Below are 24821 nucleotides of genomic sequence, written 5' to 3'. Positions count from 1 at the left end.
TGAGATACGGTGCAACAAATTTATCGGCGTAGAAAAAGTAATATTGCTGCGAAAAGCTATTATGCGAATTCAATCTTTCTTGAAACAAATGACTCTGGTGGCTCTAGCTCTATTTTTTGCCATCAGTTGCAGTCGATCGACTCCGAACGTAAACTCTTCCCCTGAAGCAAGTACCTCTAGCAGCTTTAGAGTGGCGTTGGTCGTCACAGGCTCCAAAGACAAGAACAGTTGGGCTCAAGCCTGCTTTGAAGGGTTAAACCTAATCAAAGATAAATTTAATGCTCAGGTAGACTTTACTGGCCTTGACAATGAAGAGGGTGAAGCTACCCTTCGCAAATATTCCCAGTCAGGCTATGACCTAGTAATTGCATGCAGTGGTGCCTATGTCAAAGCTGCCGAAAAGGTCGCTCAAGAATTTCCGCGAACGAAATTTGCCATGGTTACAACGTATCCAGGGAATAACCAAAATTTGGGGGCTGTTGCCTTTCGATCGGGTGAGGTGGGGTACCTCACAGGCGCTTTGGCTGCCATGAAGACCAAAAGCAATAAAGTTGGCTATATTGTGGGTGCACCTTATCCGGTTTACAAAGAAGAAGAAGCCTTGTTTAGGCGGGGAGTGAAGGCAACGAATCCCTCTGTTCAAGCCTCGACAGCTTTTCTCAACAGTTGGATTGATACGGACAAAGCCATCAAAGTCGCAACGGATATGGTTGCCTCTGGAGTAGATGTTTTGGCAATCAACGCGGATCAGGCAGGGTTAGCCGCGCTAAAAGCCGTTACGCAAAAGCCAGGAGTCCTTGTGATTGGTTGGGCCAAGGATCAGTACGAACTGGCTCCCGGCAAAGTCCTAACTAGCGTTCTGCAGGACATTCCCAATCTGGTGCTAAATGTGGCAGTGTTAACTCAGCAAGGTCGCTGGGAAGGAAAACTTTACAAGTTTGGGATCAAGGAAAAAATCTACGACTTTGCCCCTTTCCGTGGTAGTCTCACGTCTCAGGAAGAGGACACTTTCAAGACCATCCGAGAAGCTGTGACGACTGGCCAAATTGATGTTTCTCCTTAGTGCGCCGATTAATTGATTTACCAATATTGATCCTAAGTCCGATGAAAAATCAACGCAACGATCGCGCTCTGCCGATTGCCAAAAGCTCCTCTTCACATATCTGGCAACGCTTCTTTTCTATTGCAAATCAGCTCCGGTATGGTTTGATATTTTTGGTTCTTCTGAGCTTACTGCCCACAGGTGGCTTGCTGATTTACCTCAGCTTTCAGGCGCAGATCCAGCAATCGCGATCGCTCCAACAAGCGCGTAGTCAGACAGCAGGAGGGCAGATTGATAATTATCTAGATGACTTGAAACGAAAACTGAGCTATTTAGCTAGGGTCAAAGGACTCACCAACTTTCAACCTCAAGCGCAGCAGAGCCTGTTGGAAGGGTTGATTCGTCATAATGATGCTTATGAAGCCGTTGCCATATTGAACCGGAAGGGACAAGTTGTTGCATCAGTTTCACCCTATAAACCGCTTAAATTAGAAAATCCAGCTAATTCGCCACTGTTTATTCGTGCTTTTAAACAACAGGAAGATTATGTCAGTCCTGTAGAAATTAATCCTACAACTCACCAATCAACCACCATTCTGGCGGTTCCGATTCGGAATGATCGAGATGAGGTGGATGGGGTACTATTAGCACAATTAAATCTCAACTTTCTCTGGTTTATTGTTTCCCAAACGGAGGTGGGCAAGACGGGTTATGTCTATGTAGTTGATGAGCGTAATTTTCTCATTGCTCAACAGGGTAGTAAGCCAGAAACGTTTCAACTTCAAGATATTTCTAAGCGCCCCTTCTTTCAATTTTTGAAAGCATCCGAAGATACTAAGCGCCTTAACGTTTATCAGGGTTTAAAGCTGGTAGAAGTATTGGGAGCCAGTGCCTTAGTTCGGAGCGTGAATTGGAATGTGGTTGTAGAACTGCCAACGGCTGAGGCGTATGCTCCTGTTTACCAAATGCTCTCAGTTATGAGAGGCTCATTGGCGGTGGTGACGATCGTTGCTGTTGGCATTGGCTTTCTATTTATTCGGCAAATTGTCGTGCCGCTACAACGCTTAACCACGGCAGCTACTGAACTCAGTGCGGGGGAATTAGAGACGCGGGTCAACATCCACAGCCAAAACGAATTGGGGACATTGGCGATCGCCTTTAACAATATGGCAACCCAGTTAGAGGAACTGATTACAGCAGTTGAAGTGGAACGCAATTTTGTTTCAGCCATTCTTGAAATTGCAGGTGCCCTGGTAGTTGTGCTCGACCCGCAGGGACAAATCGTTCGCTTTAACCGAGCTTGCGAACAAATGACTCATTACTCGTTTAGTGAAGTGAAAGGGCGCTACATTTGGGACTTGTTCCCGAACTCAGACTTAGCTGGACAAGCCAAAACTGCTTTTGAGTCTTTACAATCTGGTAATTTTCCCCAGCAGTATGAAGGCAGTTGGGTGAGCAAAGATCAACAACTTAGACTCATTGCCTGGTCAGATACTGCTTTAGTCGATGATCAAGGTGAAATTGAGTACATCATCAAAACAGGGATTGACATTACTCAACGGAAACAGGCAGAACAAGAACTCAAAGCGTCGGAACAGCGACTATCTTTTCTATTCCGCCAAAGTGCACTGGCAGTTGTGGAATGGGATTTAAACTTTAAAGTCACTGCTTGGAATCCAGCGGCCGAGCAGATTTTTGGTTACACGCCTACAGAGGCGATCGGACACCATGCCGCAGAATTAATTGTACCTGCGTCTGCCAGAAAGGTAGTCGATCAAGTTATGAACGAGTTGTTGAGTCAGGTTGGAGGAATCTACAGTGTCAACGAAAATATTACCAGAGACGGCAAAACCATTATTTGCGAATGGTTCAATACGCCTTTAGTAGGGGATGCTGGAAAGATTGTTGGGGTTGCATCCTTGACACTGGATATTACTGAACGCAAGCAAGCCGAAGCTGCGTTAAGGCAAGCAAAAGAGGAAGCTGAGGTTGCACTCAAAACCTTACAGCAAACTCAGGCACAACTCCTTCAGGCAGAGAAAATGTCAGGTTTGGGGCAACTGGTGGCTGGTGTTGCTCACGAAATTAATAATCCAGTCAACTTTATCTATGGAAACCTAAGCCATACTGCCGACTACACGCAAAATTTACTAAAGTTGATTCAGCTTTACCAGCAAACCTATCCAACTAATACCCAAATTCAGGAAAAAATTGAAGAGTTCGAGCTGGACTACATTAGTGAAGATTTGCCCAAAATGCTGACTTCAATGAAGGTAGGAGCCGATCGCATTCGTCAAATTGTCCTGTCTCTAAGAAACTTCTCACGGCTGGATGAGGCAGACATGAAGCCTGTTGATATCCACGAGGGAATTGACAGCACATTGATGATTTTGCAAAATCGACTGAAGGCAAAACCGGATCATCCTGCTATTGAAATTGTCAAGGAGTACGGCGACTTACCGCTAGTAGAGTGCTATGCCGGACAGTTGAACCAAGTCTTTATGAATATTCTGGCAAATGCGATCGATGCTTTAGAAAACTACGACAATCAGCGTTCTCTAAAAGACATTCAAAAGAATCCCAGTTGCATCACTATTCGGACTAAGCTCATCACAAACGAAGCTCAGCGCGGTTATTCTAAAAACGTGGTGATTCAAGTTCAAGACAATGGACCGGGGATGACGGAAACTGTTAGACAACAGGTGTTCAATCCCTTCTTCACCACCCAACCAATTGGTAAAGGAACTGGATTAGGGCTATCTATCAGCTATCAAATTGTAGTTGATAAGCACGGTGGCTTACTCCAGTGCTTCTCTCAACCCGATCAAGGAGCAGAGTTCCGAATTGAAATTCCTGTTTTGCAAAGCGGTGCTGTAGCAATTGTTGGTAAATAACTGCGATCACATTTTTCTATATAGCATTTATTAAGTAGGTTTTAAACTGTTATATCGTATCTGAATTATTTGTTTAAATAAAAGAAAAGTGGTCAGCTTAAATTCAAGAAAAAAATGGGGTATACAAGTAGTTAATGCTAGCAGCGGGCGCTCTGACTCTCCACAGCAGGTTTTAAAAAGTCGGGGATTTAACATAAGATTAGATCGACCTACTTAAAGCTAGATAAATGACAGTACCGCGTCTCGAACAATTTAGAGGTTGTCTGATCGGTCAGTGTCTCGGCGACGCTATAGGCTGTAGAGTAGAAGGCTATCCGCCGGAAGTTTGCCAAAACTTTGTCAGCTACGAAGTTAGACTCAAAAAAATCAAAGATCGCGATCGCTTCGGCTTTCCTTTTGGTCAATACACCGACGACTCCCAACTCGCCCGCGAACTCCTCCAAAGCTACGTCGCTTGTGGCGAATTCGACCCCAGCGACTACGCCACCCGTATTGCTGACATTTTCGCTCAAGAGCGCATTGTCGGGCGGGGTCGATCGACAGAAGAAGCTGCAAACCGCCTGATACGGGGCGTTGCTTGGCAAGAAGCTGGTACTCCTGCTCCCAATGCTGGTAATGGCAGTGCTATGAGGGCAGGACCGATCGGCTTAATATTCTACGATCGCCCGTCCCAGCTTGTACAAGCTGCTTGCGATCAAGGGCGCATCACCCATCAAGATTCGCGGTGTTCTGCCGGTGCTGTGGCGATCGCCGGGGCTGTGGCGATCGCCCTTCAATCTGAGATGATGATTGAAACTGAGCCATTTCTCGGTCAACTGAGCGAATGGGTAGCAGAAGTTGATCCTTCGTTTGCTGGTTTGCTCAAAGATTTGATTGATTGGGTTAAATTGCCTCCAGAGTCAGCCGTAGAGTGGATTTCTAGAGCTGGACTCCCGTTAAACTACGATCGCTCTTGGCAAGGAATTTCCCCTTTTGTAGTCGGTAGCGTCTTGTGGAGTTTATATGCGTTTTTGAGAACACCTCAAGATTACTGGGAAACTCTCTGCACTAGCATCGCCGTCGGTGGCGATGTGGATACCACCGCAGCAATGGCTTGTGCCATCAGCGGGGCATTTCTGGGCTTAGAAGCCATCCCGAATCAACTAGCGGAATGTTTGAACGATCAGGGTAGCTGGCGTCTGGGCGAACTGATTAAACTCGCTGACAATTGTTATCAGTTGAAAGTCAAGTTGTAGCCGCTTCTAACAACTTAGGACTTATGATTAGGGCTAAATAAATTTGGACGATCGACATTTGTTTCTAAGTCTGTCGATCGCCCCAGAGTCAAATTCCTTCAATCAAACGATTTGCTCGCTAGAAGGTTCGCCACTAGCAGGAGGCTCTACCGTATCCCCAAAGGCAACCCGCAGAAAAGGCGGAGCCAAAAATGTTGTTAGAATCACCATGATAATAATCGAGACTTCTAACGGTTTATCCAAAACCCCACTCGCCGAACCGATGCCGGCAAACACTAAGCCGACTTCGCCCCGAGGAATCATCCCCACTCCGATCGCCAATCGATTGATTCCCGGCAGACCAAACACCACCCAACCAGTCACCAGCTTGCCAAAAATCGCAACCACAATCAAAAATACGGCAATCAAAAGACCAGCCCGATTATCCGGCACTGTTGGATTCAAAACCCCCAAATCCGCCCGAGCTCCCACCGTCACAAAAAAGATGGGAACCAGGAAATCCGCGATGGGTTTCACCAGTTCATCCAACTCGTTGCGGGCATCGCTTTCATCCAACACCAAACCAGCCGCAAACGCACCCAAAATTGCTTCGAGATGAATTGCGTTGCCCAGAAAAGCCATGAAGAAAGCAAAGATAAATGCCGGGATGACTATATTGCCGCGAGTTTTGAGTTTCTCCACGACCGCAGTGAAGCTTTTGTTGAAGATGCCGCCCAATAGAATCGAACCCAACAGAAAAGCAGTTGCACTGACAATCAAATAGATGACATTAACAACATCAATTTCACCGGTTTTCGCTAAACTGGCGACAACAGCTAGGACAATAATTCCTAGCACATCATCAATCACCGCTGCACCAACAATGATTTGACCTTCTTTAGATTTGAGTTGTCCTAATTCCGACAAAACTTTGGAGGTAATTCCGATGCTGGTTGCTGTCAAAGCAGCCCCCGCAAAAATCGCCGGAATTGCCGCCGTGTGGAAAATGATCATCAAACCCGCAGTACCGGCAGCAAAGGGAACTGCCACGCCCACACAAGCGACAACGACCGCTTGAACCCCCACTTCCTTGAGTTGTCTGATATCCGACTCTAAGCCAATTTCAAACAGCAGAATAATTACGCCCAATTCCGCTAGCACTGAAATGACTTCACTCTGCGATTCAAACACACTGGTGAGGGCGGCAGGAGACAGATGATTAATCGATTGCACAACTGTCATAATCCCTGAGTCTGAGGCTGACAGCCCTGCTTCGGGAAAAATGACCAGATGTAAAGCAGATACGCCAACAATTACCCCTGCTACAAGTTCACCCAAAACCGGCGGCAAATCGAACTTTTTAGCTGCTTCCGCGCCTAATTTACTGGCGATATAAATTACTACCAAAGTGAGCAAAACTCCGCTGAGGACGATCGGCGAATTTTCTGCCTCGACTGTTGCTAACAAAGGTATGGGAGCAACTAGGGATGCCATCCCAGGACTTAAAGCTGTAATTGTATGGTTCAAAAACATGGTTACGATGATGGTAAGAAAGACGATTCTACGGTGACTGTTGACTGTTGATTGTGAGTGGGAAAATGGATAACTGTTAGATATTGGGTAGCCAGTTAACTCGACATGATTATCAAGCAAAACTCGAAGAACCCAAATCTGGCGGTACATCCTGCCAGCGCCCTTGTCCGACTGCTTGAATTGCTTCTTTTAGCAAGATATCGCCGGTATAAATTGCCCTACCGACGATCGCACTTTTGACACCAATTGGTTCTAAAGCCAGCAAACTCAACAAATCGGCGATCGAACTAACGCCACCGGAAGCAATCACCGGAATCGAAATAGCGTTAGCAATTTCGCGCAGAGATTCCAAATTCGGCCCTTCCATAGTACCGTCGCGGTGAATGTCGGTGTAAATAATTTCAGCCGCCCCTAACTCGGCCATTTTTTGCGCCAATTCAGTTGCTAAAACTTCCGAAGTTTCTAGCCAGCCTCTAGTGGCAACTTTACCATTTCTGGCATCGATTCCAACCAGAATTTGATCGGGAAATTCGGTGCACAATTCGCCGACTAATTGCGGTTGTTCGACGGCGACAGTGCCGAGAATGACGCGCCGGACGCCTAAATTGAGGATAGCAGCAACAGAAGTGCGATCGCGCATTCCACCACCTACTTGACAGGGAACGTCTACTGATCGGACGATCGCCTCAATGGCGGCTTGGTTGACTGGATGACCTGCTTTGGCGCCATCGAGGTCTACTAAATGCAGCATTGTCGCGCCTTCATTTACCCACTGTCTTGCGACTTCGACAGGGTTGTCGTTAAAAGTTTGAGACTTCGCGTAGTCTCCCTGATACAATCTGACGCATTTTCCATCCAATAAGTCGATCGCTGGAATTACGTTCATAATTTTTCCTCAAATTGCTAATTATACCAGCTAAAAAAAAGAATGCAACTTTAGGCAATATTCCCACCCATACATAATCATTCATTATAAATTTTACAACCTAAAGTAAAGAGAGTCTTACGATTGCCTACTACCATTTATTTGTGACCTTCGCAACCGCTATTAAGATGAAAGATAATCGCCGAAGAAAGCGTTGACCATAAAGGAGTATTGACCTCGGCTTTTTGCAAAGCTTCGGCTGTCCAGTCGTTGCAAGTTCTCAAAATATAGTAACTGCCTTTTGCTTCATAAAAACTGTCACTGTTACCGTAGCCGTAGCTAATTTTCATTTTCTTACCTGCTGCGTCTAATTGGAATGAATTTTTAATAAAATTTACCAGCATCAGATAGTTCTTTCCACTGATTTTAACACATTTGGTTTCTATATTTTGGGGGACAACCCGATAACTTTGAACGTGTAGGGTAGACGGAGTAAGGAGAAATAGGGCTTTGAAAGCTGTAACTGGGTTAATACTTCCTGATGTGGGAGTTTCGAGCATAAAAGCTCGATCTCCCCAGCCCAAAGACAAATATTTATAATCATAATTGGCATCCCGCCCTATTTCTCTTAGCGGTAAAAATTGATTCCAGTCAAAATATTCATTTTTAACTGGAACGATGATTTCGGTGTGAATGCCTTGGTTGGAAATGTATAGAGAAATTGTGCAATCTGCTTGCGAGTAATTTCCCCACTTTCTGGGAGTGAAATAGCCAATTGTTAGGAAAGCGCTTAAAGATAAGATGACAATTCCTAAGCGCTGTATGCTTTTTCTCATTTTAACCGTGGGTTTCAAATTGTGGCTTCGGATGGCGGGCGCTGCATTTTTGTGGGAAAGAATTCTTGCAATGCCGAATTGCGCTGTTCGGGGGTTTCGTTAGCCCAATTCGACAAACTTTCGTAAAAAAAGAACGACACGCCAGCGAAATCTCTTTTTCGCACTTCTTGCACTTGTTCTTGAATTTGTTTGAGGGGCACGGAATTATTTTTAAGGCCTGTCAAAATGCCGATCGCAGTTGGAATGTTAAGTTTAGCTAGTTTAACTTCTTCCCGTTCCAGTTCGGCACTAAAACGCTTGATATCGCTGCGATAAATCTGCAACACAATTTCGTCGATGTAGCCACGTCTTTCCCAGGTAAACCAGTCCTGCAAGTGGGCGGGTAAAGAAAAGTGAAAAGGGTTCGGAGATAAGCTGACAATACATTTTTCTTTGCGGGATTTGATGGCGCGGGAAACTCGGCCCACGAAGTCGTTGATTTTGTCAGCGCGCCAGCGCACCCAGAAGGTTTCGCGGGCGTCGTCGGAGGGAGGGCTTTTGATTTGTTCCTGATACATTGACACTGTTAACGGCTCGTAGCCAAATTCTACGGGTAAGGCGAAATGGTCGTCAAATTGAATGCCATCTATATCATAATTATCGACAATTTCTAGGATTAAATCTAAGATAAATTGCTGCACTTGGGGATGAAAGGGATTCAGCCAAACTCGCTCGTGTTTGCCTTCTTTCCAAATAGTTGAACCGTCGCGCCGCTGCGCCAGCCAGTCGGGGTGAAGTGTGGCTAATTCTGATTCGGCGGGAGCCATGAAACCAAACTCAAACCAGGGGATTACTGCTATACCTTTTTGGCGGGATTGTGCTATAATTTCTTTGAGGATGTCTCGGTCTTTCAATCCGGGCGATGGGTCGATCGACTGTCCGAATACTCGTTGGGCGGCAGCACTCGGATAAAGCGTATAGCCTCCTTGCCAAACTGTGGGATAGATGGTATTGAAATTGAGTTGATCCAGTCGATTTACAGCGTCAATGATGTTGTTGCGGGAGAAAATAACGTCGCTGTCAATGTTCGTCAGCCAGACGCCGCGCAATTCAGTTGTTGGGGTTTTGGGCGGGGTTTGAGCAAAGAGACGGGGGGATAATATGGCGGAGGAGGTAAGGGCGATCGTAAAAACAACTATTAAAGCCAGTATCCGCTGCCATTTGTGCAATTTAATCATCAATTTGTCGCAAATATGATTATTTTTAGACTGATATTTTACCGTATAATTAGCTTGTTAGGGTGCGCCAGCTAGGGTTTTTTTATTAAAAGGCGATCGAACATTTCCTGACGCACCTACTCTTTTTGATATTATTGGGGGTCAACGATGGTACCCATAAATAATATTGTTCCTGTAGTATTGTCTTGAATGGCACAAAAGAATGGACGGTTTACATTCATTTGAAAAGGCAATCTACTAGCTCTGGTTAACTGGATGGAAGTGACTGCGGCTGCTTCTGTACCTTCTTCGTTCACTTCGACAAATGTTTTGTGTGTTACTGAATCTACTGCTACGTCGTTATCAGTCGTCATCCGAGAAAAATCGGCTTTTAAGCTATCAAAAATTCCTGCCATGCCCAAAGCTGTGAGTGTGTTTTCCAGTTCAACTTCATACTCTATTTGGAAGCGGGGTATTTCAATAGTACCATTTATATTTATAAATTCTTGCATCCATTCATTCCAGTTTTCTGGTGTTAATTGCTGCAAGAAAATTGCCAAATTGCTATTGGAGTTGGGCAAGAAAATATACATAGCCAGAGCGCCTTCTTTTCCGTAAGGTAAACTGACTGCTTGAAATGTGTCTGTTTCGTAGTACCCATAAATGCCTTTCTGGGACATCATCGGATGCTGTTTGGAACTGCCGTCGATTAAAGAGAAAGTTTTGTTCGCAGTTTGAGATTTATCAAAGGGGGTTTTCCAGTTGCCTTTGAAATAGATAGCGTTAATCAAAAACAAGACTCCATCGGGGCTAATTTTATCGACAATTTTATCTATTTTTCCTTGAGTTTTTTGGCTCACCCAGTCGTTAATGATGCTAAGAGCTTGCGGATTCATAAAATTTAATTCGGTAACATTAGCATTGTAGTATTTTTGATTTGTTTGCAGAAATTCTGGTTTTAAGGAGAAGCCTTGTTGCGCCCAAAGCGAGTTAGCAATTAATACTTGGATATTGGGGTCAACTTTCTGAAAACTATTTTGCAAAGCTTGATTTGCTGCGTTGATTTCTTGCGGAGTCATTCCCGTTAATTCGAGAACTTTTGTCATTTCTTGTTTGGTTTCTCCGCTAACTCCGTTGTATGCCATTGACAGTGCGAGGGCGACAGAAGTAGGGGAAATAAAGATATTTTTATTCGGCTGTTGTTTACTGAGGGTGTTGAACAAGTTAAAACCAAATTTGGTATTAGCTGCAACAAGTCGGGCGTCTACATCGATCTGGTTGTTAGGGGGTGTCATGGCTGCAGCTTTTGAGTGATTAGGATTTGCGAGGCTGATGGGGTTAAATTTAAGCGTCGGCGCTAATTCTGCGAAAACTGCTAATGTAATGATTGCTGCAGTAGCCAGCCTGGTTTTCCAAGACATAACTGTTATCTTTGGTTGATATTTTGGGTGGTGTGGTTTCACATTTTTACCTCTTTGTTTTTAGTCTCTCGACTGAGTACTCAAGTTTCTGAGAGTTTAATATAGTTAGGACTTTAGTCCTTGCTATAAACAGTTACCTAACTGTTTATAGGAAGAGAAAAGATAGCTTTTAAGAGTAACCTTGCAGTTTCATCACTTGGCGATAGTGCGCTTCAATCTCGCTCACCGTTTGCGATTGACGCTTGCTAGTCCACTCGCTGCAATCGAATAGTTCCCGCCTCAAAGCATCAACATCGATCGTTTTCACCTTACCTTCGGCGACAATTTGCTTGCCGTTTACCCAAACGCTGTCTACCGCATTAGTCGGGCGTCCTAATATTAGTAAGCCGATCGGATCGGTGCGCGGCAGCAATGATAAACTGGTTAAATCATACAGCACAAAATCTGCTTTTTTACCGACTGTCAGCGAACCCATTTCATCGGCGACATTCAAGCCTTTTGCTCCTCCCATAGATGCCATTTCTACAGACTGGCGCGGTGTAATCCATTGGCGGTAATCCAAATCCGTGATATTGTGCAAAATCGAACCAATTTTAAGCGCTTCCAGCAAATCTTGAGAGTCATTGCTAGCAGCGCCGTCGCAGCCAAAAGATACGTTAACTCCCGCTTGACGGTATTTCAAAATCGGTGCAATTCCGCTTCCCAGGCGCAAGTTGCTGAGAGGATTGTGTACGACTGTCGCTCCCGTTTCTGCCATAATCGCAATGTCGGAATCGTCCAGCCAAACGCAGTGTGCTAAGGAAGTTCGGGGACTTAAATAACCAATTTTTTGCAGGTGCTCGACAGCACTACAGCCGTATTTTTCGTGAGCTAACTGTTTTTGAGCGGCGGTTTCCAAGAGGTGGGCGTGCCGACAAAGGTTGTAGCGATCGCTCAATTCGATGCAGCCTTCAAACAAAGCATCGGAACACAGTTGAATTCCCGTCGGCGCTAATAATATATTAACACCTTTTTCGGGATTTTGAAACTGTTTTATGGCTGTTTCCATTAATTCCAAAGTGGCATTGGTCGATCGAATGTAAGCCGCGTGTTCGATGCCGCTATCGCCAGAAGGCATTCCCGCTGTCAGGGATTCATCTTGAATTAACGGCCCGATAAAAGCGCGGATGCCGATTTCTTGATAAGCGCGAACTGCTGCGGCGATTGTTTCTAATTCTTGCCCCGGAATCAAAACTAAATGATCGACTACGCTTGTACCGCCCGACAGCAATGTTTCTACCGCAGTTCCCAAGGCACTCAAATAAACTTGTTCGGAATCGAGAGGTGTAAAATCGTACAATTCGGCAATCCACAACTCTAGGGGCAAAGGGGGAATGATGCCTCGTTGCCACATTTCTGAAGAGTGAGTGTGCGCGTTGACAAAACCGGGCAGTAGCAGCTTATTTTTGCCATCGATAACTGTTCCCGCAGGCTCTAAATTGAGGGCGATCGCGCTTATGCAATTATCCACCACTTGCACATCTGCGGTTTCATAACCGCTATCAACCGGAATTAAAGCATTTTGAATTGTAAAGCTCATAGATTTACCCTTTTTGTAAATTTATATTAATTTTTAATGTATGATCCCACGGCGCTAACATTGGCGGTCGCCTGTATAAAGTTAATAAATCATAAAAACTCTCAAATAGTTGCCGCTGATACTTAATTATAACCAAGATTTAAGATATGACAAGTTAGTGACAATCAAATAGTTATAAGATTGAAATTGTTTTTGAGTCAAAATCAATATGAATCCTGATTCTCTTCGCACTTTGGGCGTACCGCCGAATGCTTGGAAAGTTGATGCCAAAATTGCCGATATTACCCGATCGCCGATCGCGCCTCAACCTGTTACCCTGGAAACAGAAACTAAAACCCTGCGTTTGGACTTAGCAAAAGCAGCAATGTTGGTGATAGATATGCAAAACGATTTCTGTCATCCCGACGGTTGGCTAGCACATATTGGCGTAGATGTAACGCCCGCCAGAACTCCAATTAATCCTTTAACAAATTTACTGCCAAAATTGCGATCGCACGCAGTACCCATTATTTGGATAAACTGGGGAAACCGCCCCGATTTGCTCAATATTAGTGCAGCTTCCCGTCACGTTTACAATCCCACAGGATCCGGCGTAGGTTTGGGAGATCCGCTGCCAAAAAACAACGCACCTGTACTGATGGCAGGGAGTTGGGCAGCGCAAATTGTGGATGAATTAAAACCCAAACCGGAGGATATTTGCGTTGATAAATATCGGATGAGCGGCTTTTGGGATACTCCTTTAGATAGTATCTTGCGGAACCTCGGCAGAACTACACTTTTTTTCGGAGGAGTAAACGCCGATCAGTGCGTCATGGCTACGCTGCAAGATGCTAATTTCCTCGGTTACGACTGTATTTTAGTCAAAGATTGTACAGCTACGACATCTCCCGATTATTGCTGGCAAGCTACTCTTTATAACGTTAAACAATGTTTTGGCTTTTTGTCGGATTCTCAGGCTATGTTAGAAGCAATTAAATAGCAGCCATCAGGGGAGTATCCGTCTGGAGTATAAAAAGCGTTTTTTAGGAGTGCGAGAATCCCGCACAGCAAAGCCTATATCTCGCTTCCTGCTCTGACAGCGAACTCTCCTGTGAAATTAATAAACTTTGGAGGTTGAGCGGCGGACTAATGACTCTGGATTCTCACTAATGACAACAGAAACATAACCACTGACAACTAACAATAAAAAAAATGACAAACCAGTGCGTGATTCCTGTTATAAAGTCTCCCAAAGACTACCAAGCATTTCGCATCAGTCCGGGCGATACTAATAGATTAGCGATCGTCTTCGATCCGGTAATAGCTAATGTTTCATTAACAGTTTGCGTGGAGATTTTCGATGTGGGGGGCAAAACTCCTCCCAACCGCCATCAATTCGCAGTAGAAATGTTTTTTGTACTCAAAGGAAAAGGGCAAGCAACCTGCGACGGCAAAACAGTTAGTATTCAACCGGGAGATAGTGTGTTAGTGCCTCCAACGGGTACTCACGTAATTGAAAATACGGGCAATGAACGTTTGTACGCTTTGTGCATCATGGTGCCGAATGAGGATTTTGTGGAACTAATTCGCAGCGGTACACCAGTCGAACTCGATGAGGAAGATATGAGAGTTCTTGGGCGATCGGATGTACTCGTACCATGTTAGGTTTGTAGTAAGGACTTGATTCCTAGGTTTCTAGTAAGGACTTGAGTCCTTAAAGAAAAACCTCAAGCCCTTACTACTGAGATGTTGCACCATTCTCACGGACAGGCAAGATGCCTGTTCCACAAGAGATGAATTTTATTGATGAACAGGCATCTTGCCTATTCATCAAATGCTTATCGAGAATGGTGCAAGATGTCAGTTACTACAAACTTTTTTAGTTGATATTTTTTAGGATTTATGCTGAAACTTTGTCCGAAAGAAACAGCGTCAATGCTAACTAAAGATGGCGTGCGTTTAGATGCTGACATCTACCGCCCCGATGCGGAAGGCGAATTTCCAGTATTGTTAATGCGGCAACCTTACGGAAGGGCGATCGCCTCTACATTAGTATATTCCCATCCCGCATGGTACGCCAAACACGGCTACATTGTTGTCATCCAAGACGTGCGGGGACGCGGCACTTCCGAAGACGAATTTAACCTATTTGTTAGCGAAACACAAGACGGTTTTGATAGCGTCAATTGGGCTGCTAATTTGCCGGGGGGTAACGGCAAAGTCGGAATGTACGGTTTTTCTTACCAAGGCATGACTCAACTCTACGCGACGGGTGCTAAACCGAGCGCTTTAATCACAATTTGTCCGGCAATGGTAGGCGGCAATTTATACACTGATTGGGCTTATGAAGGCGGCGCGTTTTGTCTGCAATCAAATCTCGGCTGGGCAATTCAGCTAGCCGCAGAAACCGCTCGCTTAAAAGGCGATATTTCTGCCTATCAAGCCTTATATGCAGATTCGAGAAATCTCCCGCTATACGATACCGTGCCGGCGCGTCCTGAAATTATTAAAAAGCTTGCACCAGACTCATATTATCACGATTGGTTGGATAATAATCGACCGAGCGAGTATTGGAAAAAATTATCGCCAAACATCAAAGATGTAGACTTGCCAATGCTGCACGTGGGTGGTTGGTTTGATACTTATTTGCGGGGAACAATCCATCTTTACAAGGAAATGGCAAGCCGGAGTTCCTATCCGCAGCATTTGATAATTGGCCCTTGGGCGCATTTACCTTGGGGGCGAAAAGTGGGAGCGTTGGATTATGGTTTTGCAGCTTCAAATCCGGTGGATGAGTTGCAAATTCGCTGGTTCGATCAATTCCTGAAAGGAGTTGATACAGGAATATTAGACGAGCGACCGATTTCGCTATTTGAGATGGGGAGGAATGATTGGCGGAAATTTGATAAATGGCCTAATAATAATTATAAATCTTATTTTTTAGCAAGTACCGGACTTGCCGCGATGAGAGAAGATGCGGGTATTTTAACAGAGAGGTGCGCGGATGTTTGCACTGATGATATATTCGTACATGACCCTTGGCGGCCGGTGCCATCCTTGGGAGGTCATGCTGCATTTCCTGCGGGTGCGATGGAGCGATCGACTATTGACTGCCGCACCGATGTGTTAACATACACTTCGGCACCGCTAACAGCAGATTTGCACGTTGCAGGAGATATAATTGTTGAAGTATTTTGTACCGCCGATGCGCCGAGTTTTGATTTGTGTGCCATACTTTCGGAGGTCAAAGATAGCGGCAGCGTCTACAATTTCACTCAAGGTTACGTGCGGGTAAATTCAGGTGAAACACCTGTAATAATTGTGTTGCAAGCAACTTGTATGCAAATTGCGAAAGGTAATGCGTTGCGTCTGAGTTTGAGTGCGGCTTGTTTTCCCGCTTACGACGTGAATCCGGGAACGGGTGCGCCGGGCGGTGAAGCGCGGACTATCGATGCTAAGATTATCACGCTGACAGTAAGTTGTGGCGGGAATTGTCCCTCTCAAATTTTGCTGCCAATTGTCAATTAAACCTAAAACCTATCTAACTATGAGCGTTATTTTTCACATCACCCGCAGCCAAAAGTGGGAAGAAGCAAAACAAGTTCAATCCTATCGCGGCGATACGCTAGATACTGAAGGATTTATCCACTGTTCGACTCTGCCACAAGTTCTTAGATCTGCTAATAAATTTTTTGTGGGACAAACAGGATTGCTGCTGCTTTGGATTGACTCGGACAAAGTAGAAGCTGAACTTAAGTATGAATTGGCGGCGGGTGAGAATTACCCGCACATTTACGGGCCGCTGAATGTTGATGCTGTGTTGAAAGTTGTTGAGTTTGAACCGGGCGCCGATGGCAAGTTTGAATTACCAGAAGAATTAAAATATGTGGTTTAATACTCATATGTTACACCATTGTCACTTAGCCTTTTATGAACAGGCAAGGTGCCTGTTCCACAAGAAAATTTATATTTTGTGGAACAGGCATCTTGCCTGTTGCTGACAATGGTGCAACATACGAGTTAATATGCACATTTTGCACCATTGTATACTAACTTTTTAGGGCGTTGCTCAGAGTAACTGCCCACAATACAATTAAGTGTCTTGTGGAACGGGCATCTTGCCCGTTCTAATTTCTGCAATATATCAATTTAAACTTACTGATTAACCAACTCTGCCGCCAATTTCAGCGCATCTTCGCGAGTCGCAATTCTCCCCTCAACCCGCGCTAATTGAATCTCCATTAAAAATTGACCGATGCGCGGACTTCGGGGCAATTTCAAATATTCCATTAAATCATTGCCGCTAACTAATTGTGTGGGATGAGCAATAATATCATCAGCATCCAGATAGCGATTAATTAACAGTGAAATCTCATCAACCGCCACTCCCGCCGCCACCGCCAAAACCGCTAAAACAGGAAATACTATTCCCACATCCCGAAACAAAAAATACTGTTCTCGCAAAGACATTTCCGCGATAGGTTTTGCTTGCAATTTGGGCAAGTATTTCAAAAGCCCGAGCGCACTTTTAACCTCCGCATTGCTGTACTTCAACCGCAGCAACTGGGTTTCAGCCATTGTCGGGTCGGAATCTGCCAAAATAGCCAGCTTCGCCACAGCCAACAAAGGCGTTTTAATTGTATCTCTAATCTGACGCCCGAATTCCTTCCCTAATTCCGGGTAAATTGCCGCTAATTTGTCAGCAGACGCATCAATTTTTGTCAAAATATCAAAACGGTCGATCGCACTTTCAAACCAAATCGAAAACAAACCATCTTCGCAACCGCGACAAATCCAAGGAACACCGTTAGGATTGCTCAACAAATAACCTAATTCCGTCCGCACCCGTTCCACCGCTACCCGACTCAACAGCGGCGCCAATTCCCGAATCGCCGATTGAGTTTCAGGTTCGATCGCAAAACCCAACTGCGCCGCTTGGCGGTAAGCTCTTAATAACCTTAGCGGATCGTCCTCCAAATTTGACCGCGAAACCATCCGCAGCAAACCCAACCGCAAATCAGTTTGACCGTCCAAAGGATCGATGATTTCTTCTGTAAAAGGATTGTAGGCGATCGCATTTATCCGAAAATCTCGGCGCAGCAAATCCCCCTCCAGATTCCCCCCTTCCGCTTGCGCCAAATCCACCGTACCGCCCGCAAACACCACCCGCGCAATTTGGCGTTCCGCATCCAACAAGACAAATCCACCTTGCGTGCGATCGGCAATTTTTCGAGCAGTCTTCACGGCCCGTGTTAGCATAACGAAATCTAAATCAAAATAGTGCGATCGGCGGCCCAGCAACGCATCCCGCACCGCACCGCCCACCAGATAAGCAGGCGGTGTCAGCAGTTTCAAATCAAACGGCCAAGTATCAGGAGATAATGAAGAGGGCAAATTAATCGGCATCGCAACAAAAATCTACTTTCCTTACAAACAATTAAACTCTTGCTACGCTAGATTAACAGAAAGCTCAAATTTCACCAATCTTTTTGAAATGCACAGAGGATATCAAGAATGTGTATTTGTATTAACTGCCACTATGTAGACCGCTGCTTCACCTACCACGCCGTAGAAGAACAGCACGAACAGCTTCACCTCACCGACACACCCGATTTCGACCCCGTAGAACCCACCATCAACGTCAACATCCGTCCCCGCCAAGACGAAATTGAAATGGAATGGGATGTAGTTGGGTGTCAGAGTTTCAAGCAAGAGACCGGCAAATGGGCAAAATTGCGGCCAGGCGAACTCGTCCCGACTTAAGGAAGAAGTCATTAGTCATTAGTCATTAGTCATTTGTTGGTTGTTGGTTGCTATTTGTTGTTTTTTATAGGTTTTTTGTGAGTGGTTGGCGATAACAACCAATAACCAATAACCAATTCCAGATGCCCCATTCCCCATTCCCAATTCCCCATTCCCACTTCCCAATTACAAATCTAAAATCTAAAATCTAAAATCTAAAATCCAATGAGCTATTGCTTAAACCCAACTTGTCAGAATCCGCAAAACCTAGGTGATGCAGAATTGTGCCAAAGTTGCGGATCAAAATTGTTGTTAACTATTGACGCAGAAACACCATCAGCATCTCGCTACCGAACCATAAAGCCGATCGGGCAAGGAGGCTTTGGCCGAACATTTCTAGCAGTTGATGAAACCAAACCCCTGATTTTTTCGCAGTGCGTAATCAAGCAATTTTTGCAGCAAAATACCGCAGCCGAAAAAGCCGCTCAACTATTTCACCAAGAAGCAGCCCAGCTAGAAACTTTGGGAAAACATCCCCAGATTCCAGAATTAATCGCGCATTTTGAACAAGACGGGAGACAGTATTTAGTACAAGAATTTATAGACGGTAAAAACCTAGCCAGAGAATTAGAACAAAAAGGAGCATTCACGGAAACTCAAATTCGGCAAATTCTCAACGATTTATTGCCAGTGCTCCACTTCGTCCACAAATCCAAAGTCATTCACCGCGATATCAAACCCGAAAATATAATTCGCCGCCGCCTATCTCCTGCCCCTTTACCCGCCTTAGAAAATTCCTATCAACCCTCTCCTTTCCAAAAAGATATTGTTTTAGTAGACTTTGGTGCAGCTAAGAAAGTAACAGCAAACGGCTTGCAGCCAACTGGTACAATCATCGGCAGTGCTGCTTATACAGCCCCAGAACAATTGATGGGTAAAGCAGTTTTTGCCAGCGATATCTACAGTTTGGGCGTTACCTGCATTCACTTGCTGACAGAAATTCCTCCCTTCGATTTGTTCGACAGTACAGAGGATTCTTGGGCTTGGCGAAATTATTTGAAGACTGCTGTTAGCGATGATTTCGGCCGCATCCTCGACACCATGCTCCAAAGTGCCACCAATCGGCGCTACAGTTCAGCATCAGCAGTTATCCGGCACTTGAACCCCAAACCTGTGTATTTAGACGCACCGCCTGTGCTAGACGCGCCGAAAACGCCCGCAGAACGGGTGGTTACACCTGCGCCCGGTGTGTTGCTTTTCACTCGCCAACAGCAAGCCGAAATTCAGCAAGCTTTACAAGAAGCGATCGCCCCGTACAATGTTACAATCCAAGTCAGTCAAGCCAAGCAACAGCTCAATATCGTCATCAACAGAACCGAAGATAACCCCGTTTACTATCCGCACTTATCTCAAATAATTGCCACCAGACTCACCGATTTGCAGTTAAATAAAGTGGCAGCCGTGAAGCTGTTGGGAAGAGTCAACAATTCTCGCCGCCCGGAGTGGAAGCAAATATTGCAAATCGATCCCAAGATTAAATTGAGAAACAAACTCGTGCGGCTGCAACACAATCAATTAGTCAAGAAAATCGCCCCTGTTGCTACCCAAGAATTTTGGTTGCCGAAGTTGAAAACTCAGGATTTTTGGATAGATGCGCTAATGTTTGCCTTAGTTTGGTTTATCTTTGGCTCTCAAATAGTCATTTTTAATTCTTGGTTTGCGCTAATAGTTACGTCGGGTTTTATGACGGTCAAGCATCAAGTTTCCCAACACAAAGAATTTGCCAATAAAAATTTATTTGCAAGTTTAGTAGTGCTGTTTTTGGTGAGTGGGGGTATGGGTAATTCCAGGATTTTAAATACGGGAATATTTGGCATTCTTTTGGGTTGCTTAGTTGTGGCTTTGCCGCTGTTTTTTGTTAAGGAAAATTATCAGTAATCGTGAATAGCAATCCCCAAGACGGAACATCAGTTAAAAAATACGGCTTAGCCCTGCACACAGCTAGTCGCGAACTCGGTTTAGCCATCAGCAATTTTGCTGGGGATTCTCGCTGCCAAACTTGGAATTTGGATCGCGATTTAGCAACTCATTTGCATCAGTATTTAGTCGAGTTTATTGGGCCGCAAACTTTGGCGGATTTGGCTTTTATTGCGGTGGCGAAGGGGCCCGGAGGTTTCACGGGGACTCGGATGGGTATGGTGACGGCGCGGACTTTGGCTCAACAGTTGGATATTCCGGTTTTTGCGGTTTCAACTTTGGCGGCTGTCGCTTGCAGCAGCAGTAAAAAATTTATCTCAAATCAGGATATGGCGCTGCAAATGCCTGCACAGCGGGGACAATTGTTTGGGGCACTTTATTCAGTTAACAAAGATTTTGGTGTAACTGAGGTGTTTACTGATACGGTAATGACACCGGAATCGTGGCATGAAAAGTTGGAAAGTTTGGAAAGTGCCTATCAGTTAATTGAAGTTGGCAGCGAGTTGGGTTGGTCGGTTTCTAGTGTGTTGGAATTGGCTTATTTGGAGTGGAAACAAGGAAGTCGTCCTGATTGGTCGGATGCTTTGCCTTTTTACGGGCAACATCCGGTTAAGGGACACTGAATATTGGGAATTGGGGATTGGTAATTGGTAATTGGTAAATTGTTTATTTAAGGGCGATACAAACTTCGAGGCAAAAAGTTAATGTTAGGGGGTCTGGGCTTTCGGTTCGCAATCGATCGATCTCAGCTCGATCGCAGCCGCGAGATTCCATAAAATCTAGCATCCAGTTCGTTATTGTAGCGAGATCGATGTATTTTGCTCCGAGGCAAACAGGGCAAATTTCTGGGCTGAGAGTACCGGTGCCGCCGCATTCGGGGCAATCCCAGTGGGTTGTTACAGGATCGGGGGTAGTTAGGATGTTGTTCATGCTGGGAAAAAGTACGCGCGGCGTAGCGATCCCGCAGGGAATCGCACCTACTCGTTCACTCTAGCAAAAATGCCGATCGCCCTTACTTCTTCCTGCCTTAAGACTAAGCAGGCTAGTAGTAAGTAAAATTGACAAAAATACAAAAAGGGTGGTTATGCTCGATCGCACTCAATGGTTTTTGGCTGGTATGTCGATCGCACTTTCGGTTCAGTTAAGTCAGCCAGTGGTCGCAGCCGTACCCATTGGCAAAACCGTACAAACAGCACAAAGTAACAGTAACGAGGCTGCTGAAAAAGCTTTCAAAGAAGGAGTACAACTCTACAATCAAGGAACAGCGGAATCAAAAAGAGGTGCGATCGTCCAGTTTGAAATAGCATTAAAATTGTATTGGGAAGCGGGCGATCGCCGAGGGGAAGCTACCACCCTCACCGGCATCGGCAGAGTCTACTCAGAATTGGGAGAAAAACAGAAAGCGCTAGAGTATTACAGCCAGTCCCTGACACTGACACGGGCAACCGGCGATCACCGTGAGGAAGCTGTCACCCTCACCAACATTGGCAATGTCTACTCAGAATTGGGAGAAAAACAGAAAGCGCTAGAGTATTACAGTCAGTCACTTCCCTTATTTCGGGCTGTAGGCAATCGCCGTGGGGAAGCTCTCACCCTCAACAACATCGGCACTGTCTACTCAAATTTAGGAGAAAAACAGAAAGCGCTAGAGTATTACAGCCAGTCACTTCCCCTATTTCGGGCAGTAGGGAATCGCGGGGGGGAAGCTCTCACCCTCAACAACATCGGCACTGTCTACGATGATTTGGGAGAAAAACAGAAAGCGCTAGAGTATTACACCCAGTCCCTGACACTGAGACGGGCAACAGGCGATCGCGATGGGGAAGCTGGCAGCCTCAACAACATCGGCGGTATTTACTCAGAATTGGGAGAAAAACAGAAAGCGCTAGAGTATTACAGCCAGTCGCTTCCCCTGACGCGGGCAGTAGGGAATCGCGGGGGGGAAGCTACCACCCTCAACAACATCGGCAATGTCTACGATGATTTGGGAGAAAAACAGAAAGCGCTAGAGTATTACACCCAGTCCCTGACACTGAGACGGGCAATAGGCGATCGCCGTGGGGAAGCTATCACCCTCAACAACATCGGCAGTGTCTACGCAGATTTGGGAGAGAAACAGAAAACGCTAGAGTATTTGGGTCAGTCGCTTCCCCTAATTCGGGCAGTAGGTGATCGCAGTGGGGAAGCTCGCACCCTCGGCAATATCGGCTTAGTCTACTCAGAATTGGGAGAAAAACAGAAAGCGCTAGAGTATTACAGCCAGTCGCTTCCCCTGAGTCGGGCAGTAGGCGATCGCAGTGGGGAAGCTCGCACCCTAAACAACATCGGCTTAGCCTACTCAGAATTGGGAGAAAAACAGAAAGCGCTAGAGTATTACACCCAGTCGCTTCCCCTATTTCGGGCAGTAGGCGATCGCGGTGGGGAAGCTAACACCCTCGGCAATATCGGCGGTGTCTACTCAGATTTGGGAGAAAAACAGAAAGCGCTAGAGTATTACAGCCAGTCGCTTCCCCTGAGACGGGCCGTAGGTGATCGCGGTGGGGAAGCTCTCACCCTTTACAACATAGCTTCTGTCAAACGCGACCAAAATAATCTTACCGAAGGCCTCAATCACATTGAATCCTCTCTCAAAATTATCGAAAACCTCCGCACCAAAATAGCCAGCCCTGAACTCCGCAGCTCATACTTTGCCACAGTACAAAACTACTACGAACTCTACATCGATTTGTTAATGCAACTGCATAAAACTAATCCTAAATCCGGTTATGATACAAAAGCCTTAGAAGCCAGCGAACGTTCGAGGGCCCGCAGCCTCCTCGAACTTCTCCAAGAAAGTAACGCCAACATTCGGGAAGGCATTGACCCCAATTTACTGCAACAAGAAAAGAGCTTGCAACAGCAACTCGAAGCCATTGAAAAGCAGCGCATTGAAACAATCAGCCTCCCCAACCCCAATCCCACTAAAATCGCTGAAATCGACAAACAACGCCTCGCACTTTTGGAACAATATCAGCAACTTCAAACCAAGATTCGTACCGCCAGCCCCCGCTACGCTGCCCTTACCCAGCCCCAACCTTTAACACTGCCAGAAATTCAGAAACAGATTCTCGATGAAAACACGATTTTATTGCAATATTCACTCGGCAAAAACCGCAGTTATTTGTGGGTTGTGACATCCACAGGACTAACCAGCTATGAATTGCCAAAACAGGTTGACATTGAAACAGCAGCTAAGGACTTCCTAGAGACAATAACTAGCCCAATCCAGAGAGAAATTCCCCAACAAGTTGCCCAAGCGAGTGCCAATCTGGGTCAAGTAATTTTACAACCCGCAGCAGCCAAATTAGGAAACAAACGCTTATTAATTGTTCCCGACGGCGTGCTGCACTATACCCCTTTTCAAGCTTTAACTCTTGTCCAAACTGCTGGGCAAAATACCAATGTTCCCTTAATTGTTGAACATGAAATTATCACTCTGCCTTCTGCCTCAACTCTCGCTATTCTCAGGCAAAATTACGGAGATAGAAAACCACCCAGCCGAAATTTAGCAATTTTAGCCGATCCGGTTTTCAGTCCAGACGATGAAAGAATTAAAGGAAAAATCACCCAAGCAACGACAGAAAAATTAGAAGCAAATAACCTCGGTTTAAATCAATCACTTCGTGCTTCTAATCGGCAATGGCCGCCCGAACGCCTCGCATTTACCCGCCAAGAAGCCCAAACAATATCCAGCTTATTTCCCTCAGCTTCTAGCAGTGAAATACTTGATTTTGAGGCTAGTCGCACTACTGCTACCGAGGGGAGTTTAGCCAATTATCAAATCGTTCACTTTGCCACCCACGGCCTTGCGAACAGCAAAAATCCCGAACTGTCAGGAATTGTGATGTCAATGGTAGATGAAAAGGGCAATCTTGTCAATGGTTTTTTGCGCCTCACCGATATTTTCAACTTGAAACTGTCAGCAAATTTAGTAGTTTTAAGTGCTTGTCAATCGGGAATGGGACAGAATGTTAAAGGCGAAGGAATGGTGGGATTAACAAGGGGTTTTATGTATGCGGGGGCGCAGCGGGTGGCGGTGAGTTTGTGGAATGTGGATGATGAAGGAACTGCTGTGTTAATGCAAAAGTTTTATCAAAAAATGGTGCAAGAAAAGTTAGCGCCGGCGGCAGCTTTGAGGGCGGCGCAGATCGAAATGATGCAGGAGGAAAAATGGAAATCTCCCTATTATTGGGCTGCTTTTACCCTTCAGGGCGAGTGGAAATGATATACAGCACTTTTGCTGGTAAGTAAGTACATAGCCCTTCTAGGGACACGGCAATACCCATTGGTGCCAACTTAACGTTAAATCGGTAGTCCGACAGTCCGACAGTCCGATAGTCCGATAGTCCGACAGTCCGACAGTCTGATAGTCCGACAGTCCGACAATCCGACAGTCCGACAATCCGACAGGGAATGAATTCCCTGTCTAATAGCTAAAGTCCTCTGAAGAGGACTAATGAGTTTAAAAATTGGGCGTTGCTGGGCGTTGCTAAATACAGGTAGG

Annotated in this window: 19 protein-coding genes; 11 read left to right on the top strand and 8 right to left on the bottom strand. The window is 45.4% G+C overall.

Annotated features, from left to right (window positions below; translation table 11 throughout):
• Positions 1 to 61 precede the first annotated feature (61 nt).
• The 3 genes from QUA24_RS06435 to QUA24_RS06425 all read left to right on the top strand — a co-directional run bounded on the left by QUA24_RS06435 (position 62) and on the right by QUA24_RS06425 (position 5171).
• A complete protein-coding gene (locus tag QUA24_RS06435; RefSeq protein WP_333228156.1) occupies positions 62 to 1063 on the top strand; it encodes a BMP family protein in 1002 nt (333 codons plus the stop codon).
• 41 nt (positions 1064 to 1104) lie between these two features.
• On the top strand, positions 1105 to 3936 hold the full coding sequence (locus tag QUA24_RS06430; protein WP_333228154.1) for a PAS domain S-box protein: 2832 nt from the start codon (positions 1105 to 1107) through the stop codon (positions 3934 to 3936).
• A gap of 227 nt (positions 3937 to 4163) precedes the next feature.
• Entirely contained in the window at positions 4164 to 5171 is a 1008-nt protein-coding gene (locus QUA24_RS06425; protein ID WP_333228152.1) for an ADP-ribosylglycohydrolase family protein, read from the top strand.
• 102 nt (positions 5172 to 5273) lie between these two features.
• Here QUA24_RS06425 and QUA24_RS06420 read toward each other — a convergent pair whose 3' ends face one another.
• The 6 genes from QUA24_RS06420 to QUA24_RS06395 form a co-directional block, all read right to left on the bottom strand.
• Positions 5274 to 6683, bottom strand: coding sequence for a cation:proton antiporter (locus tag QUA24_RS06420; RefSeq protein WP_333228151.1), 1410 nt, complete (start codon positions 6681 to 6683; stop codon positions 5274 to 5276).
• Between the two features lie 112 nt (positions 6684 to 6795).
• On the bottom strand, positions 6796 to 7569 hold the full coding sequence (hisA, locus tag QUA24_RS06415) for a 1-(5-phosphoribosyl)-5-[(5-phosphoribosylamino)methylideneamino]imidazole-4-carboxamide isomerase (RefSeq protein ID WP_333228149.1): 774 nt from the start codon (positions 7567 to 7569) through the stop codon (positions 6796 to 6798).
• Positions 7570 to 7706: 137 nt separating this feature from the next.
• On the bottom strand, positions 7707 to 8384 hold the full coding sequence (locus QUA24_RS06410; protein ID WP_333228147.1) for a TIGR02117 family protein: 678 nt from the start codon (positions 8382 to 8384) through the stop codon (positions 7707 to 7709).
• 14 nt (positions 8385 to 8398) lie between these two features.
• Positions 8399 to 9601 (bottom strand): glycoside hydrolase family 10 protein, encoded by a 1203-nt coding sequence (locus tag QUA24_RS06405; protein WP_333228145.1) that lies wholly within the window; start codon positions 9599 to 9601, stop codon positions 8399 to 8401.
• Positions 9602 to 9732: 131 nt separating this feature from the next.
• Complete coding sequence (locus QUA24_RS06400) at positions 9733 to 11001, bottom strand: serpin family protein (protein ID WP_333228144.1); 1269 nt, start codon at positions 10999 to 11001, stop codon at positions 9733 to 9735.
• A 169-nt stretch (positions 11002 to 11170) separates the two neighbouring features.
• Complete coding sequence (locus tag QUA24_RS06395; protein WP_333228142.1) at positions 11171 to 12580, bottom strand: amidohydrolase; 1410 nt, start codon at positions 12578 to 12580, stop codon at positions 11171 to 11173.
• Between the two features lie 208 nt (positions 12581 to 12788).
• Here QUA24_RS06395 and QUA24_RS06390 point away from each other — a divergent pair, with 208 nt between their 5' ends.
• The 4 genes from QUA24_RS06390 (at position 12789) to QUA24_RS06375 (ending at position 16454) form a co-directional block, all read left to right on the top strand.
• Positions 12789 to 13559 (top strand): cysteine hydrolase family protein, encoded by a 771-nt coding sequence (locus QUA24_RS06390; protein WP_333228141.1) that lies wholly within the window; start codon positions 12789 to 12791, stop codon positions 13557 to 13559.
• A gap of 212 nt (positions 13560 to 13771) precedes the next feature.
• Entirely contained in the window at positions 13772 to 14224 is a 453-nt protein-coding gene (locus tag QUA24_RS06385) for a cupin domain-containing protein (RefSeq protein WP_333228139.1), read from the top strand.
• Between the two features lie 270 nt (positions 14225 to 14494).
• Positions 14495 to 16087: a CocE/NonD family hydrolase gene (locus QUA24_RS06380; RefSeq protein ID WP_333228137.1), complete on the top strand. Its 1593-nt coding sequence runs from the start codon at positions 14495 to 14497 to the stop codon at positions 16085 to 16087.
• A 19-nt stretch (positions 16088 to 16106) separates the two neighbouring features.
• Positions 16107 to 16454: a DUF952 domain-containing protein gene (locus QUA24_RS06375; RefSeq protein WP_333228135.1), complete on the top strand. Its 348-nt coding sequence runs from the start codon at positions 16107 to 16109 to the stop codon at positions 16452 to 16454.
• 260 nt (positions 16455 to 16714) lie between these two features.
• Here QUA24_RS06375 and QUA24_RS06370 read toward each other — a convergent pair whose 3' ends face one another.
• Positions 16715 to 17965, bottom strand: coding sequence for a CCA tRNA nucleotidyltransferase (locus QUA24_RS06370; RefSeq protein WP_333228133.1), 1251 nt, complete (start codon positions 17963 to 17965; stop codon positions 16715 to 16717).
• A gap of 108 nt (positions 17966 to 18073) precedes the next feature.
• On the opposite strand from QUA24_RS06370, the gene QUA24_RS06365 reads away from it, so the two are divergent.
• The 3 genes from QUA24_RS06365 to tsaB all read left to right on the top strand — a co-directional run bounded on the left by QUA24_RS06365 (position 18074) and on the right by tsaB (position 20901).
• Positions 18074 to 18322: a Ycf34 family protein gene (locus QUA24_RS06365; RefSeq protein ID WP_333212613.1), complete on the top strand. Its 249-nt coding sequence runs from the start codon at positions 18074 to 18076 to the stop codon at positions 18320 to 18322.
• Positions 18323 to 18526: 204 nt separating this feature from the next.
• Positions 18527 to 20239, top strand: a complete 1713-nt coding sequence (locus QUA24_RS06360) for a serine/threonine-protein kinase (RefSeq protein WP_333228132.1) — start codon at positions 18527 to 18529, stop codon at positions 20237 to 20239.
• Between the two features lie 2 nt (positions 20240 to 20241).
• Complete coding sequence (gene tsaB, locus QUA24_RS06355; RefSeq protein ID WP_333228130.1) at positions 20242 to 20901, top strand: tRNA (adenosine(37)-N6)-threonylcarbamoyltransferase complex dimerization subunit type 1 TsaB; 660 nt, start codon at positions 20242 to 20244, stop codon at positions 20899 to 20901.
• 43 nt (positions 20902 to 20944) lie between these two features.
• Here tsaB and QUA24_RS06350 read toward each other — a convergent pair whose 3' ends face one another.
• Entirely contained in the window at positions 20945 to 21208 is a 264-nt protein-coding gene (locus QUA24_RS06350) for a hypothetical protein (protein ID WP_333028109.1), read from the bottom strand.
• Between the two features lie 154 nt (positions 21209 to 21362).
• On the opposite strand from QUA24_RS06350, the gene QUA24_RS06345 reads away from it, so the two are divergent.
• Positions 21363 to 24542 (top strand): CHAT domain-containing tetratricopeptide repeat protein, encoded by a 3180-nt coding sequence (locus QUA24_RS06345; protein WP_333228128.1) that lies wholly within the window; start codon positions 21363 to 21365, stop codon positions 24540 to 24542.
• Positions 24543 to 24821: the final 279 nt, after the last annotated feature.

It is taken from the genome of Microcoleus sp. Pol12B5, assembly GCF_036701335.1.
In the GTDB taxonomy this organism is placed as follows: domain Bacteria; phylum Cyanobacteriota; class Cyanobacteriia; order Cyanobacteriales; family Microcoleaceae; genus Microcoleus.
Note: the sequence above shows the minus strand (reverse complement) of the source record. Positions and strands in the feature narration are given on the sequence as shown.

Bases quoted from the DNA above. Each gene is read 5' to 3' on its own strand.
- QUA24_RS06350 (WP_333028109.1), bottom strand. From the start codon at position 21,208: ATGAACAACATCCTAACTACCCCCGATCCTGTAACAACCCACTGGGAT.
- QUA24_RS06395 (WP_333228142.1), bottom strand. From the start codon at position 12,580: ATGAGCTTTACAATTCAAAATGCTTTAATTCCGGTTGATAGCGGTTAT.
- QUA24_RS06385 (WP_333228139.1), top strand. From the start codon at position 13,772: ATGACAAACCAGTGCGTGATTCCTGTTATAAAGTCTCCCAAAGACTAC.
- QUA24_RS06405 (WP_333228145.1), bottom strand. From the start codon at position 9,601: ATGATTAAATTGCACAAATGGCAGCGGATACTGGCTTTAATAGTTGTT.
- QUA24_RS06345 (WP_333228128.1), top strand. From the start codon at position 21,363: ATGCTCGATCGCACTCAATGGTTTTTGGCTGGTATGTCGATCGCACTT.
- QUA24_RS06375 (WP_333228135.1), top strand. From the start codon at position 16,107: ATGAGCGTTATTTTTCACATCACCCGCAGCCAAAAGTGGGAAGAAGCA.
- QUA24_RS06390 (WP_333228141.1), top strand. From the start codon at position 12,789: ATGAATCCTGATTCTCTTCGCACTTTGGGCGTACCGCCGAATGCTTGG.
- QUA24_RS06360 (WP_333228132.1), top strand. From the start codon at position 18,527: ATGAGCTATTGCTTAAACCCAACTTGTCAGAATCCGCAAAACCTAGGT.
- QUA24_RS06430 (WP_333228154.1), top strand. From the start codon at position 1,105: ATGAAAAATCAACGCAACGATCGCGCTCTGCCGATTGCCAAAAGCTCC.
- QUA24_RS06400 (WP_333228144.1), bottom strand. From the start codon at position 11,001: ATGTCTTGGAAAACCAGGCTGGCTACTGCAGCAATCATTACATTAGCA.
- QUA24_RS06380 (WP_333228137.1), top strand. From the start codon at position 14,495: ATGCTAACTAAAGATGGCGTGCGTTTAGATGCTGACATCTACCGCCCC.
- QUA24_RS06365 (WP_333212613.1), top strand. From the start codon at position 18,074: ATGTGTATTTGTATTAACTGCCACTATGTAGACCGCTGCTTCACCTAC.
- QUA24_RS06435 (WP_333228156.1), top strand. From the start codon at position 62: ATGCGAATTCAATCTTTCTTGAAACAAATGACTCTGGTGGCTCTAGCT.
- QUA24_RS06425 (WP_333228152.1), top strand. From the start codon at position 4,164: ATGACAGTACCGCGTCTCGAACAATTTAGAGGTTGTCTGATCGGTCAG.
- QUA24_RS06420 (WP_333228151.1), bottom strand. From the start codon at position 6,683: ATGTTTTTGAACCATACAATTACAGCTTTAAGTCCTGGGATGGCATCC.
- hisA (WP_333228149.1), bottom strand. From the start codon at position 7,569: ATGAACGTAATTCCAGCGATCGACTTATTGGATGGAAAATGCGTCAGA.
- QUA24_RS06410 (WP_333228147.1), bottom strand. From the start codon at position 8,384: ATGAGAAAAAGCATACAGCGCTTAGGAATTGTCATCTTATCTTTAAGC.
- QUA24_RS06370 (WP_333228133.1), bottom strand. From the start codon at position 17,965: ATGCCGATTAATTTGCCCTCTTCATTATCTCCTGATACTTGGCCGTTT.